Annotated in this window: 19 protein-coding genes; 17 read left to right on the top strand and 2 right to left on the bottom strand. The window is 38.4% G+C overall.

Going from position 1 to position 18,187, the window contains the following annotated elements:
* Nucleotides 1–4: 4 nt before the first annotated feature.
* From QNH48_RS20250 to mnhG, 7 genes are read left to right on the top strand one after another with little or no spacing between them, the layout of a single operon-like run.
* Complete coding sequence (locus tag QNH48_RS20250) at nt 5–2,410, top strand: Na+/H+ antiporter subunit A (protein WP_283951758.1); 2,406 nt, start codon at nt 5–7, stop codon at nt 2,408–2,410.
* Nucleotides 2,407–2,832: a Na(+)/H(+) antiporter subunit B gene (locus tag QNH48_RS20245; protein ID WP_283951757.1), complete on the top strand. Its 426-nt coding sequence runs from the start codon at nt 2,407–2,409 to the stop codon at nt 2,830–2,832. Before QNH48_RS20250 ends, QNH48_RS20245 begins: the two co-directional genes overlap by 4 nt.
* Nucleotides 2,832–3,173, top strand: coding sequence for a Na(+)/H(+) antiporter subunit C (locus tag QNH48_RS20240; RefSeq protein ID WP_283951756.1), 342 nt, complete (start codon nt 2,832–2,834; stop codon nt 3,171–3,173). Before QNH48_RS20245 ends, QNH48_RS20240 begins: the two co-directional genes overlap by 1 nt.
* Nucleotides 3,166–4,653: a Na+/H+ antiporter subunit D gene (locus QNH48_RS20235; protein ID WP_283951755.1), complete on the top strand. Its 1,488-nt coding sequence runs from the start codon at nt 3,166–3,168 to the stop codon at nt 4,651–4,653. Before QNH48_RS20240 ends, QNH48_RS20235 begins: the two co-directional genes overlap by 8 nt.
* A gap of 6 nt (nt 4,654–4,659) precedes the next feature.
* Nucleotides 4,660–5,136 carry a Na+/H+ antiporter subunit E gene (locus QNH48_RS20230; RefSeq protein ID WP_283951754.1) on the top strand — a complete coding sequence of 159 codons (477 nt, stop codon included), beginning with the start codon at nt 4,660–4,662 and terminating at the stop codon, nt 5,134–5,136.
* Nucleotides 5,136–5,420 (top strand): Na(+)/H(+) antiporter subunit F1, encoded by a 285-nt coding sequence (locus tag QNH48_RS20225; protein ID WP_133367036.1) that lies wholly within the window; start codon nt 5,136–5,138, stop codon nt 5,418–5,420. The genes QNH48_RS20230 and QNH48_RS20225 overlap by 1 nt, the downstream gene beginning before the upstream one ends.
* A complete protein-coding gene (gene mnhG / locus QNH48_RS20220; RefSeq protein WP_133367035.1) occupies nt 5,404–5,772 on the top strand; it encodes a monovalent cation/H(+) antiporter subunit G in 369 nt (122 codons plus the stop codon). The genes QNH48_RS20225 and mnhG overlap by 17 nt, the downstream gene beginning before the upstream one ends.
* Before the next feature lie 581 nt (nt 5,773–6,353).
* Here mnhG and QNH48_RS20215 read toward each other — a convergent pair.
* Together QNH48_RS20215 and QNH48_RS20210 are read right to left on the bottom strand one after the other, a co-directional pair.
* On the bottom strand, nt 6,354–7,820 hold the full coding sequence (locus QNH48_RS20215) for a cbb3-type cytochrome c oxidase subunit I (protein WP_283951753.1): 1,467 nt from the start codon (nt 7,818–7,820) through the stop codon (nt 6,354–6,356).
* Nucleotides 7,810–8,358 carry a cupredoxin domain-containing protein gene (locus tag QNH48_RS20210; RefSeq protein WP_283951752.1) on the bottom strand — a complete coding sequence of 183 codons (549 nt, stop codon included), beginning with the start codon at nt 8,356–8,358 and terminating at the stop codon, nt 7,810–7,812. Before QNH48_RS20210 ends, QNH48_RS20215 begins: the two co-directional genes overlap by 11 nt.
* 223 nt (nt 8,359–8,581) lie before the next feature.
* Here QNH48_RS20210 and QNH48_RS20205 point away from each other — a divergent pair, with 223 nt between their 5' ends.
* From QNH48_RS20205 to QNH48_RS20160, 10 genes are all read left to right on the top strand, one after another.
* Nucleotides 8,582–8,716 carry a hypothetical protein gene (locus QNH48_RS20205; RefSeq protein WP_283951751.1) on the top strand — a complete coding sequence of 45 codons (135 nt, stop codon included), beginning with the start codon at nt 8,582–8,584 and terminating at the stop codon, nt 8,714–8,716.
* 219 nt (nt 8,717–8,935) lie between these two features.
* Complete coding sequence (locus QNH48_RS20200; protein ID WP_283951750.1) at nt 8,936–9,931, top strand: ABC transporter substrate-binding protein; 996 nt, start codon at nt 8,936–8,938, stop codon at nt 9,929–9,931.
* A gap of 107 nt (nt 9,932–10,038) precedes the next feature.
* Nucleotides 10,039–11,079 carry an ABC transporter permease gene (locus QNH48_RS20195; RefSeq protein WP_283951749.1) on the top strand — a complete coding sequence of 347 codons (1,041 nt, stop codon included), beginning with the start codon at nt 10,039–10,041 and terminating at the stop codon, nt 11,077–11,079.
* Nucleotides 11,045–11,839, top strand: coding sequence for an ABC transporter ATP-binding protein (locus tag QNH48_RS20190; RefSeq protein WP_283951748.1), 795 nt, complete (start codon nt 11,045–11,047; stop codon nt 11,837–11,839). The genes QNH48_RS20195 and QNH48_RS20190 overlap by 35 nt, the downstream gene beginning before the upstream one ends.
* A 171-nt stretch (nt 11,840–12,010) precedes the next feature.
* The gene (hppD, locus tag QNH48_RS20185) at nt 12,011–13,126 is read left to right on the top strand and encodes a 4-hydroxyphenylpyruvate dioxygenase (protein WP_283951747.1); all 1,116 of its coding nucleotides are present in this window, start codon (nt 12,011–12,013) and stop codon (nt 13,124–13,126) included.
* An 82-nt stretch (nt 13,127–13,208) separates the two neighbouring features.
* On the top strand, nt 13,209–13,817 hold the full coding sequence (locus QNH48_RS20180) for a flavin reductase family protein (RefSeq protein ID WP_283951746.1): 609 nt from the start codon (nt 13,209–13,211) through the stop codon (nt 13,815–13,817).
* A gap of 15 nt (nt 13,818–13,832) precedes the next feature.
* Nucleotides 13,833–14,756, top strand: a complete 924-nt coding sequence (locus QNH48_RS20175) for a fumarylacetoacetate hydrolase family protein (RefSeq protein WP_283955831.1) — start codon at nt 13,833–13,835, stop codon at nt 14,754–14,756.
* A gap of 14 nt (nt 14,757–14,770) precedes the next feature.
* Nucleotides 14,771–15,928, top strand: coding sequence for a homogentisate 1,2-dioxygenase (locus QNH48_RS20170; RefSeq protein WP_283951745.1), 1,158 nt, complete (start codon nt 14,771–14,773; stop codon nt 15,926–15,928).
* A gap of 135 nt (nt 15,929–16,063) precedes the next feature.
* Nucleotides 16,064–16,681, top strand: coding sequence for an NUDIX hydrolase (locus tag QNH48_RS20165; RefSeq protein ID WP_283951744.1), 618 nt, complete (start codon nt 16,064–16,066; stop codon nt 16,679–16,681).
* Between the two features lie 142 nt (nt 16,682–16,823).
* Nucleotides 16,824–18,185 (top strand): aspartate kinase, encoded by a 1,362-nt coding sequence (locus QNH48_RS20160; RefSeq protein WP_283951743.1) that lies wholly within the window; start codon nt 16,824–16,826, stop codon nt 18,183–18,185.
* Nucleotides 18,186–18,187: the final 2 nt, after the last annotated feature.

Raw genomic sequence — 18,187 nt, 5'->3', positions numbered from 1 at the left:
TGTTTTGTCTTTTCTACACTTGGCGATTGTAGCACCATTAATCCTATCAATTTTTATCCCTCTATTTTACAGAACATTTCGTCAAATACATACTGGTTGGTTTGTGTTACCTCTACCTATTTTATTGTTCGGCTATTTTCTCACTTTCCTACCGGAAACAATGAGTGGGACATCATTTATTAAAATGATTAACTGGATTCCGTCTTTAGGAATTAATTTTACAGCAAAAGTCGACGGACTTGGCCTTTTATTTTCCCTGCTTATAACAGGGATTGGGGCATTGGTTGTTCTATATTCCATCTATTATCTAGCAAAGAATAAAGAAAAGCTCAATAACTTTTATGTATATTTACTTCTCTTCATGGCTGCCATGCTGGGAGTTGTCTTATCGGATAACTTAATTGTGATGTATGCATTTTGGGAATTAACTAGCTTTTCATCTTTTTTATTAATTGGTTACTGGTACGAACGAGATAAATCCCGTTACGGGGCACAAAAATCTATGCTCATTACGGTATTTGGCGGACTTGCCATGCTAGGAGGAATCATCCTTCTTTACATCATGACTGGAACCTTTAGCTTCACAGAAATTATGTCTCAAGCAAATGAAATTTTTAACCACGCATTATTTGTGCCTGCATTACTATGTATTTTACTTGGTGCTTTTACAAAATCTGCACAATTTCCATTCTATATTTGGCTTCCGGATGCTATGGAAGCTCCAACGCCAGTTAGTGCCTACTTACACTCGGCGACAATGGTCAAGGCAGGAATATATTTGGTAGCACGTTTTACTCCTGTGTTCGGAGAACATATTCTTTGGTTCTGGCTTGTTGCAGGTGTTGGAGTACTGACCATGATATGGGGTTCTGTATTTGCCGTGAAACAAACCGATTTAAAAGCGATATTAGCCTTTTCAACTGTCAGTCAATTAGGACTTATCATGTCATTGCTTGGTGTTGGAGCAGCCGCCTATCATTATGATTTTTTGGATGAAAACATCTTTACGGTAGCTGTAACAGCGGCTATTTTCCACTTAATCAACCATGCAACCTTTAAAGGAAGCTTGTTCATGGCAGCTGGAATCGTCGATCATGAAACAGGTACACGGGATATACGTAAATTGGGTGGATTAATGCATTTTATGCCAATCACATTTACGATATCTATTGTTGGTGCATTCTCAATGGCAGGACTTCCTCCCTTTAATGGTTTCTTAAGTAAAGAGATGTTCTTTACAGCGATGGTTCATGTAACCGAAATGGATATATTTAACCTCGAAACCTGGGGGATATTATTCCCAGTGCTTGCTTGGATTGCCAGCATCTTTACCTTTATTTATAGCATGATTCTTGTTTTTCAAACCTTTACAGGTAAATATCAGCCTGAAAAACTTGATAAAAAACCACATGAAGCTCCAATTGGATTGCTGATTTCACCGATAATTTTAGTTTCACTAGTGATTATTTTCGGTTTTTTCCCAAACCTATTATCAGATAGTCTGATCTCACCAGCTATGGCTTCGATTCTTCCAAGTCTACTAGGAGGGGGGGGAGAATTTAAGGTTCATATTTCCTTCTGGCATGGTCCTACAATTGAACTGTTTATGACACTTGGTGTAATTATATTAGGATTGGTACTTTATATAACACATTCTAGATGGAAAAAAATCTATAAAGGTATTCCTGAGAAGCTGGAGCTTAATCGATTTTATGACTTCGTATTAGAAGGATTACAATCAGTCTCCTATAAGCTAACAAATACTTATATGAATGGATCGATTAGGTCGTATCTCGTATATATATTTGCATTCTTCATAATAATTCTTGCAGCCACCCTTATTGGAAAGAATGCCTTTACGTTTAGTACAAGCAATGTATCTTCGATAGGAGTATACGAAGTCGCCCTAGCCATTCTTGTTGTTTTGGGATCGATTTGTATTCTATTTGCTAAATCAAGAATGACTTCTATCATCCTGCTTGGTGCTGTTGGTTATACTGTTTCTCTATTTTATGTTTTATTTAGAGCTCCTGATTTAGCTTTAACTCAGCTTGTTATTGAAACGATTTCTGTAGCACTATTCTTGGTTTGCTTCTATCATTTACCGAAATTAAGAAAGTTTGAGACAAGGATGAGATTTAGACTTATTAATGCTCTCATCTCGGTTGGAGTAGGTGCAATTGTAACCTTAATCGCACTTTCTGCTCATAGCAGTAAGCTATTTGATTCTATATCAAAATATTATGTGGAGAATACGTATACAGAGGCTGCCGGCAAAAACATGGTAAACGTTATTCTAGTTGATTTTCGCGGCTTTGATACTCTTTTTGAAATCACAGTATTGGCAATTGCTTCATTAGGAATTTTTGGCATGATCAAATTAAGATTGAACAGGAGGAAAGAAGGATGAGAAAAACAAACAATATCATACTTGAAACAGCCATAAAAGTTCTTCTTTTCTTTATTGTCCTGTACTCAGTCTATATTTTCACAGCAGGCCATTATTATCCCGGAGGAGGGTTTATAGGAGGGTTAATGACAGCCGGGGCGATTGTTCTCCTATTAATTGCCTATGATATTAAAACAGTTGAGGGATTTTTGCCAGTAAACTACCGTATTCTCACGGCGATTGGGCTGCTATTTGCAATTGGAACAAGTGCGGGTTCTCTCCTCTTTGATGTTCCGTTTTTAACGCATGCGTTTGGAGATGTTCAGTTACCGATTCTTGGTGAATTATCACTTCATACAGCAACACTTTTTGATTTAGGAGTTTACTTTGTTGTTGTGGGAGTTACGATGACCATTATTCAAACGATAGGGGAGGATGACTAATGGAAATATTAATGGCATTTGTAATTGGTATTCTATTTATGATCGCCACCTATTTAATGCTTTCAAAAAGTCTATTACGTATTATTGTTGGTACTGGACTATTAAGCCATGGTGCTCATCTCCTTATTCTAACCATGGGTGGACTTAAACGAGGAGCTGCACCAATTCTAGGAGGAAATGAGGAGAGCTATACAGATCCATTGCCTCAGGCGTTAATTTTAACCGCCATTGTTATCAGCTTTGGTGTGACAGCATTTTTCTTAGTATTGGCTTATCGATCCTATCAAGAGCTGGGAACAGATAATGTAGAAGGAATGAGGGGAACAGAGAAAGATGACTAACTTAATCATTTTACCTATATTAATCCCCTTATTTACTGGGGTAATATTAATTTTTCTTAATAAAAGAATCACCGCTCAGCGAGTTGTTGCAACGATTTCTTCAATAGGTACAATTATTGCTGCTTGGTTAATTGTACAAAGGGTACGGATTGATGGGATCCAATCCCTCAATGTCAGCAGCTGGGATGCTCCATTTGGGATAACTTTAGTATCTGACATGTTTTCAGCACTCTTAGTACTTACAACAAGTATTATTTCGTTTGTTTGTTTAATTTACTCCTTTAAATCGATAGGAGAAGAACGTGAAAAATATTACTTCTATGCTGTGTTTAACTTTTTATTAGTAGGAGTAAACGGAGCGTTTACAACAGGAGATATCTTTAACCTATTTGTGTTTTTTGAGGTTATGCTTATGTCTTCCTATGTTTTGTTAGTACTTGGAGGAACCAAGATACAACTAAGAGAATCCATTAAATATTTACTTGTCAATGTCATTTCATCAGCGTTATTTGTTATTGCGGTTGCCTATTTATATTCCGTAGTTGGCACGTTAAATATGGCGCATATTTCTACTAGAATTAATGAAATAAGTGTAAATGGAATGCCAGGGATATTAACGGTTATTGCTGTATTGTTTTTAATCGTTTTTGGTTTGAAAGGGGCCATTTTCCCACTCTACTTTTGGATGCCGGGATCCTATTATGCGCCACCTGCCCCTGTATTAGCTCTTTTCGGTGCTTTATTGACAAAAGTAGGAGTCTATTCGATTACAAGAACGTATACGCTTTTCTTTTATCATGATATGGATACTTTTGGTCTTCTTTCCATTCTAGCGATTCTGTCAATTGTGTTCGGTGTTATTGGTGCAATTGCTTACTGGGATATCAAGAACATCATTATTTATAATATCATCGTCGCGGTAGGTGTTATCTTGTATGGGATTTCCGTCTTGAACACGGCTTCCATCACAGGTGCTGTTTACTATTTGATACACGACATTCTTATAAAAGCAGCTTTATTTCTACTTATAGGGATCGTCATTTCGATTACCGGGACTAGTAATTTAAGAAATATCAGCGGGCTTATTAACCGTTATCCGGGTCTTGGCTGGACATTCTTTATTGCTGCTCTAGCTCTCGCAGGAATTCCGCCGTTGAGTGGATTTGTTGGAAAGCTACTTATTGTGCAAGGAGGGATTGAGGGGGAGAGCTTTATTGGCGGCTTCATTACACTGATGTCCAGTTTACTCGTTCTTTTTTCGGTTATGAAAATCTTTATTAACGGTTTTTGGGGAAAGGACCGCACATACCGCAGAGAGGAAAAAGCACCTGTAAAACAATTGCTTATTGCTCCCGTTATATTAGTAGTGATTTCTGCTCTTTACGGAATTGGTTCTGAATCCATATTGCCATATATTACGCAGGCAGCAGATACCTTATTAGATCCGAATATCTATATCAATGCTGTCTTAAAGGAGTGAAAAGTTTTGGCATTTCAAATTTTATTGAATGTGGTGTTAGCCTTATTATGGATGTTTATTAAGGTTTCCTACGATCCCATTAGTTTTATAAAAGGCTATATTTTTGGACTCCTTATTATATTCGTGCTTAGACGTTCCTTTGGCAGTCGGTTTTATTTATTTAGATTATGGTCCTTCATAAAGCTGATCTTTATTTTTATCAAGGAACTCATCTTGTCCAATATAGCCATTGTAAAAGTTGTTTTAAAACCTAAATTAGATATGAGGCCAGCTATTTTTGCAATGGACACAGAACTAACGAAGGATTGGCAAATCACTCTTCTTTCGAGTTTAATTACCTTAACTCCAGGTACATTAGTCATTGATGTTTCAGAGGATAATAAGACCCTTTTTATACATGCGATGAATATTGCTGAAGTAGAAGATGAGATTAACAGTATTAAGAATTCCTTTGAGAAGGCTATTTTGGAGGTGAGCAGGTAATGATTGAAATCATTATTCGATTAGCTTTGTTATTCTGCTCCATTTCAATGCTTGGATTAATTTATCGGGTAATAAAAGGTCCCAGTGTAGCAGACCGAGTGATTGCACTAGATGCAATTGGTGTGAATCTCGTTGCCATTACAGCATTGATATCAATCGTTTTAAGCTCTCATGCTTTTCTCGAAATCATTCTTTTAATTGGTATTCTTGCCTTTATCGGAACAGTGGCGTTTGCTAAGTATTTGGAAAAGGGGGTTATTATCGAACGTGAGCGTAATCATTGATTTTCTCATCGGATTTTTTATCTTAGTTGGTTCCTTGTTTTGCCTCATTGCTACTATTGGAGTGATTAGACTCCCTGATGTTTATACGCGAAACCATGCCGCCTCAAAAGCTGCTACATTAGGGGTAATGTCTATTCTATTGGGAACTTTTCTATACTTTTATGCACTTGAAGGTCATTTTAATTCCAGGCTTATCTTAGGCATTATCTTTCTTTTTATGACTTCTCCCATTTCTGGCCATTTAATTAACAGGGCAGCCTACAATTCAGGAGTGAAACTTTGGGATAAAAGTGTAAGAGATGACCTAAAAGAATATAATAAAAAAATAGTGAATAAGTCATCTGTAGATTAATATTAGAAAAAAAGTGTTCCAAGGATTACTTGGAACACTTTTTAACATTTGGCTGTGTTAAACTTGGCTGTTGATTTGCGCTCCAGGCGCTACGCTTTCCGCGGGCTCGCCCGTGAGCCTCCTTACTGCTTTGCTCCTGCGGGGTCTCACTCAGCTCGTTCATCCCGCAGGAGTCGAGCGCCTTCCGCTCCAATCAACAGGTTCTAAAATCAACAGTATCCATTAACACAGCCTAACATTTAATAAGAATCTATAATCCGAACATATTCCCTAGGCTTAAAGGGCTCTAATAATTTCCATTGGACATTAGATATCTCGGTGTTTAAATTCGTATTCATCGGAGTATTTTCATTATTCATCGGAACTACATTCAAATTATTAATTTGCGATTCCATAATATTAACATTAAATTCTCGATGACTTTGCAGTTGTACCTGCAGTAACCAAGCTGATGAAAATAAAAGTGAAAATATTGATAAACTTACTACGATTTTTATTTTCATTTTGTACAAACACCTCCCATTAGAATTAGTTTGTACAAAATTAAGCCATAATAAAAAACCTCTGTGGATTTTACCGATTTAAGAAGCGGATTTTAGAGTTTTAGGTGTTGATTTACTTCCAACCGTTTTTAATCCAACAATAAAGCGAATGGTAAAGAAAAGGGATGCAGCTATAATAAATATTCCGCAAAGAGCTCCTATTTGGTCGGAAGCTGTCCATTGTGGTAAATGCTCAGCCCATCTGCGCGGTGTACTGATTTTTCCTGCATACAAGAATGAACCTGCTAAACCGGTAAAGAAAATAAAATAGGTAAAGATTGCAAATTTATCATAGCTATTTTGTTTCTGGGTTCCTTCGGTTTTATTAAAATAATACATAAATCCGAAAATCATCGCAATGACGCCCATCCCCATATAAGTGTGGAAATGACCTGGAACCCACTTTGTATTATGCATAACATGATTGACAACAATGGTCGAGTCAATAATTGCAGGTACTGCACCGGCAACCCAGCCAAACATCGCCAAAAATATCATACTTGAAGCAAAATCCCATTTAATTGCAGAGCGGAAAACAATCATTAATGCACCATATGCAGTGACAACCATAACAGGAAGACCGTTTGCATATGAAAAAATTTGACCAGCAATTAACATCCATTTTGGTACCGTAAAATCCATGAGCAAGTGGTGTGTATAAATCATTAAAGTAAAGAGTGTAGAGCAATTCCAGGCAATTAAAAAGGCCTTATTTGATTTCCAAGGACGATCAGTATACTTCGATAGAATTTCATAAACAGCGATAACTGCCATGTAAATCGTACAGTTCGCAAAAATATGTCCAAACGCATAGGTTAAATGCTTAGCAAGCATTGGATCAATACTAATAGCTCGATTGATAATATTTAAGATCGAAGCAATTAGAACAAAAGCACCTGCAAGAATGGCAATTGAATTCGTGATGATGACCATTGTTGTTGCAACTGCAGCAGGGGGAGGACCATAGCCTTTTTTTTCTCCGAAAATATAATCCCAGCCAAGAGTCTTATGCAATCCGCCATACTCTTTTGTTAACCTAGCAGCTAAATAGAAGTACATGACTAAATACCCAATACCTAATGCTAACATTCCAAATAAGAAAAGAAGCGCACCTAGTTTGCCATATAGATTTGCTGAATAAGATGGAAGCGGGAAAAGGAAGGTCCAGCCATCTGAAAAGTTAAAGCCAAAAATGGCAGTAAGGATCATGGCGACCCCAACCAAAGATAGTATTAAATTAGCGAAAAATACTTTTGAATTTAGATAGATATGTTTGGAAAGGAAGTACCACATAATGGCACTGCCTCCTAAAGCGGCAATTCCAATCATTCCTGTTCCGTGTATGGTCATAATCTTATAGAAAAACTGTGATGATATTTTTACCGCATTCCCCTGATTTAATAACATCATGACTCCAAAAATCATCATTAAAACAAGGACAAAAGAGGTAACCATTAAGGCTAAAGCAACGCCTTTATTATTAATAGTACGAGCTTTAGTGATCATGGTCATTTCCTCCTTTTGGTTTCACTACTATGTCTTTCATCATCACATGATGTCCAACACTGCAATATTCCAAGCATAAAATCTTATACGTGCCTGGTTTGTCAAACGTAATCGTGAGAGTATTCGTGTATTCCGGCATTGCCTGTGTTTGGGTAATTAATTCTAACTCCGGGTTATAAATACCGAATCCGTGAGTAACATCTTTACTTGTTACTCGAAATTGAATCTCTTTTCCAACTGTAAAATTTTCATCACTGAATTCCCAGGCATATTGGAGTCCAGCTACCTCAACAACCTTAGCGTGCTCTTTAGCAGATGCATATTGGTTATGGTATGGAAGCTTGCTTAGTGACATGGCTGAAGCAAACCCCAGGACTGCGAGCAGTCCTAGAAAATAAAATTTGCGAATTTTGTAGCCTTTTTCTTGTATCGGTCCATATTCTCTTAATCTTCTCGATTCCCCGTACACAATAGCAAATGCCAAAGCAAGCAAAAAAACGAGAAATAAGGTGACGTACCATGCAATGGATTGGTACATATGTATCCCCCCTAGTTAAATTAATTAAACAAGCAGTCCCCCAACCACAGGTTTAATTCAACAAACATTTTAATCTAGAAGTTGTGAATAAAAAGTGAATTAAATCATACCCTTACTAAAAATCCCTCCTCGAGACTAGTTATTTAATGCTTACTTTTTTTTAACCCCCAAAAATGTACATGATGATACGAATGCTTTGGTAAATAAATTATGGAGGTTAGATATGAAAACAACTATGATTGATATTGATAAATTACTAGAGTCTACGGCAAATCTAACATCTGAGAAAATCACAAATAAATTAAAAAAAATTGAAATTGATAAACTTTTAGCTAAAACACAAGATTGGTCAAGTTAAATAGATAGGTGACTTAAAGGAGCTCCCGGAATAATCGGGAGCTTCTTTTATTTTCTGATGAAAAAAATTTATTAAATAGGCGTAAGAAATTTGTCGCTTTAAAGCAGAAAAATAATTTTAGGTAATTCTATTGACTTTTAGTATAAAAAAATACTAGAATAACTTTTATAATATAATAAATTTTTAGAAAATTAGAAAATGAGTTTAGGGGGATGAATAATGAAAAAGCGTGTAAAAGTAATATCCTTCGCTTTAGCCGGGATGATGATGCTTGCCGGTTGCGGCAGCAAGGAATCAGCAGGAGAAACGGAAAAAGAAGGAGAAAAGGTGTTTAAGGTTGGGATATCCCAATATGCTACACATCCATCATTGGACGCAGCAACTGAAGGATTTAAAAAGGCGTTAGCGGATAAAGGCATTAACGTTGAGTATGACGAGCAAAATGCACAAGGTGAAGCGGCAAATGTTCAAACGATCTCTAATAATTTTGTTGGAGATAAAGTTGATCTTATTTTTGCAAATGCAACGCCAAGTGCTACAGGTGCGTTGAATGCAACGAAGGAAATCCCAATTATTTTTACTTCAGTAACAGACCCTGTGGGTGCTGAATTAGTGAAGGCATTTGATCAGCCTGGTGAAAATATCACAGGTACAACGGATAACCATCCTGATGGAACGGCAAAAACGATAAACTTTATTACAGAAGAAGTAAAAGCAAAAGACATTGGGGTTATCTATAATTCTGGTGAACAAAATTCAATCGTTCAAGTGGAAGAAGTGAAAAAATTAGCTGAAGGTAAAGGTGCTAAGCTTGTTGAAGTGTCCGTCTCTACCTCTGCTGAAGTAAAGCAGGCGGCTGAATCCTTAGTTGGCCGTGTAGACGCTATCTATATCCCAACAGATAATACGGTTGTCTCGGCTCTTGAGTCTGTTATTTCGGTTGCAAACAGCAAAAAAATTCCTTTGTTCGTCGGTGAGTTAGATTCAATGAAAAAAGGTGCAGTTGCTGCGAGTGGTTTTGAATATTTCGATATTGGATATCAATCAGGATTAATGGCTGCTGAAATTTTAAGCGGGAATAAGAAGCCTTCTGAAATTCCAGTAGAATTACCAAGCAGCTTAACGCTTGTTATTAATAAGAAAGCTGCAGAAACACAGGGGCTTGAAGTGAAAGAGGAATGGAAAGACCTAGGTGAGTTTTACGAGGGTGAATAATATACTTTTGTAATGCTGGGAGTCAGCCGCTAACATGGTTGACTCCTTCATCACTGCATTAGGAATTTTTTCGATTAGAACAAAGACTTAAAGAAAGGATGATCTCAATGTTTACAGCCATATTTGGATCATTTGAAGCAGGTATCATCTACGCGATTATGGCACTGGGCGTCTATCTTTCCTTTCGTATTCTGGATTTTCCGGATTTAACGGTAGATGGGAGTTTTGTTACAGGTGCAGCCCTATCAGCAGTGTTAATTGCTGGTGGAGTTAACCCGTTTTTAGCCACCATACTGGCATTATTTGCAGGCTTTGTAGCAGGGTGTATGACGGGACTGCTGCATACCTTTGGAAAGATTAATAATTTACTCTCAGGTATTTTAATGATGATTGCCCTATATTCTATTAATCTTAGAATAATGGGAAAATCAAATATCCCCCTATTGAATACGGAAACTTCTTTTACGAAAATCGGTGGAGTTTTTGAAAATATGGGAGTGGATTCTTTTTTGAACGGCTTACTAACGGCTGTTGGTCTAGGAGACAGCCTTCCTGATACTTGGGGAATTTTAATTTTTATGATTATCGTTACCTTTGTAATCAAATGGTTTACAGATTTATTTTTACAGACGGAAATTGGTCTTGCTGTAAGAGCAACTGGAAACAATAAACAGATGATTCGCAGTTTCTCTGCCAATACCAATCTCCTTACCATCTTGGGTCTTGGATTATCCAATGCCCTAGTAGCTCTTTCGGGAGCCCTAATCGCACAGCAAGGTGGTTTTGCGGATGTTGGAATGGGAATAGGGATGATTGTCATTGGTTTAGCCTCTGTCATTATCGGTGAAGCCTTGTTTGGTACTAAGTCAATTGCAAGGGCTACTCTTGCGGTTATCGGAGGAGCCATCATCTACCGTATTGTTGTTACACTTGCATTAAGGGTGGAATTCCTCGATCCGGGTGATATGAAGGTAATTACAGCATTAATTGTTATCATTGCCTTAACAGCACCAAAACTAATTGAACAGTCTAAAGAGAAGAAGCGTAAAGCCCGGAGAAGACAAGAAATGCTGAACATGTTAAAAGGATCGGCTGACGGAAAGGGTGATAACTATGCTGCATTTGAATCAGATTCACAAGATTTTTAATGAAGGTACCCCTGATGAAAAAATTGCAATTGACCAAGTGAATCTAACTCTGAAACCAGGCGATTTCGTAACCGTAATAGGCAGTAATGGAGCAGGGAAATCGACCTTAATGAATATCATTTCAGGAGTATTAGTTCCAGATGTTGGTGATATCCATATTGATGGTAAAAATGTAACCGCCATGTCAGAATATAAACGTTCGCAAATGATAGGACGGGTTTTCCAAGACCCCATGGCAGGCACTGCTCCTAGTATGACCATTGAAGAAAATCTGGCGATGGCCTACTCACGAAATAAAACGAGAACCTTCAGAAAGGGAGTCACTAAAAAAAGACGTGATTACTTTCGGGAGGTGCTTGAATCCTTGCACCTTGGCTTAGAAAACCGATTAAGTGCAAAGGTAGGATTGTTGTCTGGAGGAGAACGGCAGGCATTATCACTGTTAATGGCAACATTCACAGAACCCGCCATCTTATTGTTAGATGAACATACAGCTGCGCTTGACCCATCTAGAGCCGAATTAATAACCAATCTGACTCGAGAAATTGTTGGGAAATATCAGCTTACGACCTTAATGGTCACGCACAATATGCAGCAAGCCATTGATCTTGGTAATCGCTTAATTATGATGGATAAAGGTCAAATCATCTTGGAAGTAGATGCAGAAAATAAGAAAAACTTAACGATTGAAGGATTATTAGAGGAGTTTAAAAGAATTCGCGGGGTTCAAATGGCAAGCGATCGTGCGGTTTTGTCCTAACTCTATAGAGAAACAACAACCTTATAAATGGGGTTGTTTCTTTTTTTTTTGTACCAGTCTTTATTACTCAAAAGCGTTATTGCTTCACCGGCCGCTCTTGATAGGACACGTAAGTATCACTTAATATGTATTCTGAATATTATTAATTAAATGATAATAGGAGGAATATAAATGAAAGAAAAACGTTTAAAAGCTGAAGAACTTGCTAACGATTTTTTTCCAGTTAGGGATGTTGACTATATCGAAATTTACACAAATAATGCGAAGCAAGCCTGTCACTTTTTTTGCACAGCATTTGGGTTTAAACCTGTTGCATATTCCGGCCTTGAAACGGGGAATCGTGAAACCGTTTCCTATGTTCTCCAGCAACGAAATATTCGTCTTGTTCTCACTGGTTCCTATAAAGAAGATACACGAGTTGCTCAGTTTGTAAAAAAACATGGTGACGGTGTAAAGGACGTTGCACTTTTAGTAGATGATGTTGAAAAAGCTTATAACGCTGCTGTAGAGCGTGGAGGGATTGCCCTTATACCTCCATTTGAGTTGAAGGATGAAAAGGGGACTTTTAAAAAGGCCGTTCTAGGTACATATGGAGACACCATCCATACGTTAGTAGAACGAAAGAATTATCAAGGAGTTTTTATGCCAGGTTTTGATCCCTATTCCGTCTATTTGCCAATTGAGGATGCTGGCTTGATTGGTATTGACCATGTCGTTGGTAACGTTGAACGGATGGAAGAATGGGTTGAATATTATGCAAAGGTAATGGGATTTGTAGAGATGAAGCATTTCACAGATAAAGATATTACCACCGAGTATTCAGCGTTAATGTCGAAGGTCATGCATAATGGCGGTAGAATTAAGTTTCCGATTAATGAACCAGCAGAGGGGAAACGCAAATCTCAAATTCAGGAGTATTTAGAATTCTATAATGGCCCTGGTGTACAACATCTTGCGATCCTAACAGAGGACATTGTCTCGACGGTAGCTACTTTGAAAAAGAATGGGGTTGAGTTCTTAAATACACCTAGTACCTATTACGAGGATTTAGGACAGCGAATTGGCAAAATTGATGAAGAAATAGAGAAGCTCCGTGAATTAAATATTTTAGTTGACCGTGATGATGAGGGCTATCTGCTGCAGATTTTCACTAAGCCGATTGTCGATAGACCTACGTTATTCGTGGAGATTATCCAGCGTAAGGGTGCTCGAGGTTTTGGTGAAGGGAACTTCAAGGCTTTATTTGAATCCATTGAAAGAGAACAGGAACGTCGAGGAAATTTATAAAATATAGAAATATTTTAAAGAGGAAAAAGGGAGAGGGTGCTTCTCCCTTTTAAAGAGTTTAATAGGAAAGAGGTGTAAGATAATGGAAGTGTCACCAGATACGCTTGAATGGAGAGACGCCTATAAGCTGCTAATTGGTTCGATACTGCCTCGTCCGATTGCCTTTGTGTCCACTATAGATGAAAACGGAATTGCCAATGCTGCTCCCTTTAGTTTCTTTACCGCAATTTGCGCTGATCCGATGCTCATCTGTTTTTCACCAATGAGAAGGGGAAGTGATGGAGCAAAAAAAGATACACTTTTAAATATTGAAAAAACAAAGCAATTTGTAATTAATATCGTCAGCGAGAGTATGGCGAAGCAGATGAATGATTGCGCAGTTGAATTTGCCCCTGAAGTAGATGAACTAGAGGTAACAGGTTTAACAAAAGAGCCTAGTCGTGTGGTGAAGGTGCCGCGCATAAAAGAATCTCTCGTACATTTAGAGTGTGAGCTCTATCAGGTGTTGGATTTTGGTGACCAGGCTGGTGCTGGAAGTCTAGTTATTGGTAAAGTTTTGAATATTCATGTAAAGGATGAGTTATTTCATAAAGGGCGAGTTGATACAGTGAAACTTCAGCCAATTGGCAGAATGGCAGGTAATAGTTATACCAATCCATTAGGGAAAACGTTTGATATTATTAGGAAATAGAAAATGGGTGACTATATGAAATTTGTAACTTTTGAAAAAGGTGATGGGACAGTACGGGCAGGAGTGATGTTAGAATCTGACCAAGTTGTAGATATGAATGAAGCAACGAACGGGAGTCTGCCTGAAAAACTAATAGATTTTCTAGAGCAAAGTGAACAAAATATGATATCTGCTGAACAGCTCTTACACCTTACTAACGGAGATAAAGGGGTTTATCCCTTACATGAGGTTAGGCTGATTGCGCCATTGCCAGTACCAAGAAGCTTCCGTGACTTTTATGCTTTTGAACAGCATGTTAAATCTGCTAGGGAGAACAGAGGTCTCGATATGATTCCGGAGTGGTACCAAATACCTGTTTTTTATTTTTCTAACCACCTGGCGATTAAGGGACCAGAAGACAACATCTCTAAGCCTGCCGAATGCGATTGGCTAGATTATGAGCTAGAGGTTGCTTGCATCATTGGGAAAGAGGGGAGAAATATCAAGGCTGATGAAGCAGAGGACTATATTTTTGGTTATTGTATCCTAAATGACTGGAGCGCGCGAGACCTTCAAAGACAGGAAATGAAGGTAGGCTTAGGCCCTGCAAAGGGAAAAGATTTTGCAACCTCCATTGGACCATGGGTTATCACCAAGGATGAGCTCGAGAATCTGCGATCAGGTAAAGGCTTTGATATTACCATGAAAGCAAAGGTTAATGGCGTCCTTCTTTCTGAAGGGAACATGAAGGATATCTATTATTCGTTCGGAGAAATGCTTGAGAGGGCCTCAGCAGGGGTTACTCTCTATCCCGGGGAAATGATAGGTTCTGGTACAGTTGGGACAGGATGTATCCTTGAACTCGGTACAGAGGTACATCGCTGGCTGCAGCACGGTGACGTGGTTGAATTCGAGATTGATAAACTCGGTGTGTTAAAGAATTCAATTGTAAATGATTGAAACGAGGTGAATTTATGTATTATCGGCAAATGGGAAGGATTCCTCAAAAACGCCATACCATGTTTAAAAAGGACGATGGAAGTCTTTACCGTGAGCAAGTAATGGGTACACGAGGTTTCTCAGGTACACAATCGATTCTTTACCATCATTACATGCCAACGGAAGTTCTGAAAGCAGAACTGATTGGCAGCTATTTACCAGAATACGAGGAACAAAAATCGTTAAAGCACCGCCTATTTTTGACAAATAAGACTGTCAAAAAAGGGGATGCTCTTTCAGCGCGGGAATATATTTTAGGAAATCAAGATTTATTAATTGGTACTGCTTCTATTAATGAGTCAATGAAGAGTTATTACCGTAATGGTGATGGAGATGAAATGCTGTTTGTTCACTATGGCTCAGGCAAGCTTGAAACTATGTTTGGATCGATATCCTATCGACCGGGCGATTATCTATTAATACCTATTGGAACCATTTATCGGATGATTCCAGATGAGCAGGAAGAAACAAAACTGTTGTTTATAGAATCCTTTAGCCAGATTACAACGCCAAGACGATATCGAAATGAATATGGACAAATGCTCGAGCACAGTCCGTTTTGCGAACGTGATTTTCGTGGACCGGAAAAATTAGAGTCCTATGATCAAAAGGGAGAGTTTGAGGTAGTAACGAAATCACGGGGATCGCTGAATTCACATACATTGGGACACCATCCGCTTGATGTTGTTGGCTGGGATGGATACCTTTACCCATGGGCTTTTAATGTCGAGGATTTTGAACCTATCACGGGGAGAATTCACCAGCCGCCGCCGGTTCATCAAACCTTCGAGGGGAATAACTTTGTAGTATGTTCCTTTGTGCCAAGATTGTTTGACTACCATCCTGAAGCTATACCTGCACCTTATTACCATAGTAATGTGAATAGTGACGAATTACTTTATTATGTAAAAGGTAATTTCATGAGCCGTAAAGGGGTACAGCTTGAGTCAATTACGCTCCATCCGAGTGGGATTCCGCATGGTCCCCATCCTGGAAAGACCGAGGCGAGTATTGGGAAGAAAGAAACACTCGAACTCGCGGTAATGATTGATACCTTTCATCCACTAAAAGTGGTTAAGAAGGCAAGTGAGATGGAAGATCCTTCTTATATGTTTTCTTGGGTGGAAAAATAAGGGATAATTTATTTAGAACAATCCAATGATAGAATATTGGGTTGTTTTTTCTTGAGGATAAAAATAAGATAAGCATTTAATTAATAGTTAGTGATAGTATTAAATATAGACTTATTACAAACGGAGGTGAAAGTCATGAACTATGAATCTGTTCTATCGAAACTAAAAAGCCATACGCCTACCATCTTAGGCAGCGAGAAGTTTTCTAAATATGCGGTAATGGTGCCGCTTATTCAAAAAGAGGATGGTATTCATGTTCTGTTTGAGGTTCGATCCTTACAGCTGAGAAGACAGCCTGGAGAAATTTGTTTCCCAGGAGGGAGGATTGACCCGGAGGATATAGATGAAAAAAGTGCAGCTATCCGGGAAACAATCGAGGAATTAGGAATCAGCAGAGAGAACCTATCGGAGGTATATCCACTTGATTTCATGATTTCCCCTTTTGGAATGATGATTTATCCCTATGTAGCAATGATTGGGAGCCCCGAAAAAATTCAGCCAAATCCTGCAGAAGTTGGAGAAATTTTCACGGTACCGTTAACCTATTTTATTGAAAATGCCCCGGATATATATAATATTCATTTTAAGGTAGAACCTGAGGAGAACTTTCCATTTGATTTAATTGTTGGCGGTGAAAATTATAATTGGCGGACAAGGTCATTGGATGAGTACTTTTACCTTTATGAGGAGAAGGCTATTTGGGGACTTACTGCTAAAATCCTTTCACACTTTATCGAAATAATGAAACAGTGAAATTATCCTTGATAGTTTCACTGTTTCATTATTTTGTCCTCTCCAGAAACACAAATGTCCTTTTTGGGAAGAAAAAACACTTGATTATTTTCTGAATAGCAGTAAAATTAAGATTATACTTTTTGGGATAGGTGATGTTGTTATGAAGGTTGTAAAGTTTGGAGGCTCCTCGTTAGCGTCAGGAAAACAAATCGAAAAGGTTTTTCAGATTGTGATGTCTGATCCTGAGCGGAAGGTAGTGGTTGTGTCTGCTCCAGGAAAAAGGTTTGCTGAGGATGAGAAGGTAACGGACTTGTTGATAGAGTGCGCTGAACAATGTCTACAAGATAATAATCCAAAGGATAAGTTTAACGCGGTTATGTCAAGATATTCCTCCATTGCAGCAGAGTTAGCTCTCCCGAATGATGTAATTAGTGAAATTCATCACGATTTATCAGAGAGACTAAATGGAGATAGAAGTAAGCCTGAGCGGTTTATGGATCTAGTAAAAGCTAGTGGTGAGGATAATCATGCAAAATTAGTTGCTGCGTACTTTAGGGAACAAGGTGTTGAAGCTACTTATGTAAATCCAGGAAAAGCGGGGCTGTTTGTAAGTGACGAGCCAGGTAATGCACAGGTTTTACATGAGTCGTATGAGAATTTATTTTCCCTTCGTGAGGTTCCAGGAATCATTATTTTCCCAGGATTTTTTGGCTATAGTAAAAGTGGCGAAGTGTTTACCTTTTCACGAAGCGGCTCCGATATAACTGGCTCCATTTTAGCCAACGGTATTAAAGCAACTTTATATGAGAATTTTACGGATGTGGATGCGGTTTTTTCTGTTAATCCAAGCCTTGTCCATCATCCGAAGGAAATTAAAGAGTTAACCTACCGAGAAATGCGGGAACTATCCTATGCAGGATTTACCGTTTTGCATGACGAAGCACTCGTACCTGCTTTCCGTGCTGGGATTCCCGTTCAAATTAAGAATACGAACAATCCAAGTGCACCTGGAACGAGAATTGTCTATTCGCGCGATAATACGAATGGACCTGTTGTAGGTATTGCTAGTGATAATGGGTTCTGCAGCATTTACGTCAGCAAATACTTAATGAATAGAGAAATTGGTTTTGGGCGGAGGCTTTTAAGTATTTTAGAAGAATACGGACTTTCCTACGAACACACTCCTTCTGGGATTGATGATGTGTCAGTTATTTTAAGAGAAGCACAGCTTGATCCCGATATGGAAAATGAAATTGCCTGGAGAATTGAGTCTGAGTTACATTCGGATGAAGTGAAAATTCAGCACAGCCTTTCGCTGATTATGGTCGTGGGTGAGGGAATGCGCCGGAATGTCGGAACCATGGCGCGTGCATCTAAAGCATTAGCAAAGGCAGAAGTTAATATTGAAATGATTAACCAAGGCTCCTCTGAGGTAAGTATGATGTTTGGGGTAAAAGAAGTGGATGAAAAAAGAGCAGTTCAAGCTCTGTACGATGAATTTTTTGCAGCAGTACTCGTTTAATA

The sequence above is a fragment of the Neobacillus sp. YX16 genome (genome assembly GCF_030123505.1).
GTDB lineage: Bacteria > Bacillota > Bacilli > Bacillales > Cytobacillaceae > Neobacillus.
Note: the sequence above shows the minus strand (reverse complement) of the source record. Positions and strands in the feature narration are given on the sequence as shown.

Coding starts and splice junctions, on each gene's coding strand:
- QNH48_RS20235 (WP_283951755.1), top strand. CDS start 3,166: ATGACTAACTTAATCATTTTACCTATATTAATCCCCTTATTTACTGGG.
- QNH48_RS20240 (WP_283951756.1), top strand. CDS start 2,832: ATGGAAATATTAATGGCATTTGTAATTGGTATTCTATTTATGATCGCC.
- QNH48_RS20225 (WP_133367036.1), top strand. CDS start 5,136: ATGATTGAAATCATTATTCGATTAGCTTTGTTATTCTGCTCCATTTCA.
- hppD (WP_283951747.1), top strand. CDS start 12,011: ATGAAAGAAAAACGTTTAAAAGCTGAAGAACTTGCTAACGATTTTTTT.
- QNH48_RS20195 (WP_283951749.1), top strand. CDS start 10,039: ATGTTTACAGCCATATTTGGATCATTTGAAGCAGGTATCATCTACGCG.
- QNH48_RS20215 (WP_283951753.1), bottom strand. CDS start 7,820: ATGATCACTAAAGCTCGTACTATTAATAATAAAGGCGTTGCTTTAGCC.
- QNH48_RS20170 (WP_283951745.1), top strand. CDS start 14,771: ATGTATTATCGGCAAATGGGAAGGATTCCTCAAAAACGCCATACCATG.
- QNH48_RS20200 (WP_283951750.1), top strand. CDS start 8,936: ATGAAAAAGCGTGTAAAAGTAATATCCTTCGCTTTAGCCGGGATGATG.
- QNH48_RS20205 (WP_283951751.1), top strand. CDS start 8,582: ATGAAAACAACTATGATTGATATTGATAAATTACTAGAGTCTACGGCA.
- QNH48_RS20165 (WP_283951744.1), top strand. CDS start 16,064: ATGAACTATGAATCTGTTCTATCGAAACTAAAAAGCCATACGCCTACC.
- QNH48_RS20190 (WP_283951748.1), top strand. CDS start 11,045: ATGCTGCATTTGAATCAGATTCACAAGATTTTTAATGAAGGTACCCCT.
- QNH48_RS20160 (WP_283951743.1), top strand. CDS start 16,824: ATGAAGGTTGTAAAGTTTGGAGGCTCCTCGTTAGCGTCAGGAAAACAA.
- QNH48_RS20175 (WP_283955831.1), top strand. CDS start 13,833: ATGAAATTTGTAACTTTTGAAAAAGGTGATGGGACAGTACGGGCAGGA.
- QNH48_RS20245 (WP_283951757.1), top strand. CDS start 2,407: ATGAGAAAAACAAACAATATCATACTTGAAACAGCCATAAAAGTTCTT.
- QNH48_RS20210 (WP_283951752.1), bottom strand. CDS start 8,358: ATGTACCAATCCATTGCATGGTACGTCACCTTATTTCTCGTTTTTTTG.
- QNH48_RS20180 (WP_283951746.1), top strand. CDS start 13,209: ATGGAAGTGTCACCAGATACGCTTGAATGGAGAGACGCCTATAAGCTG.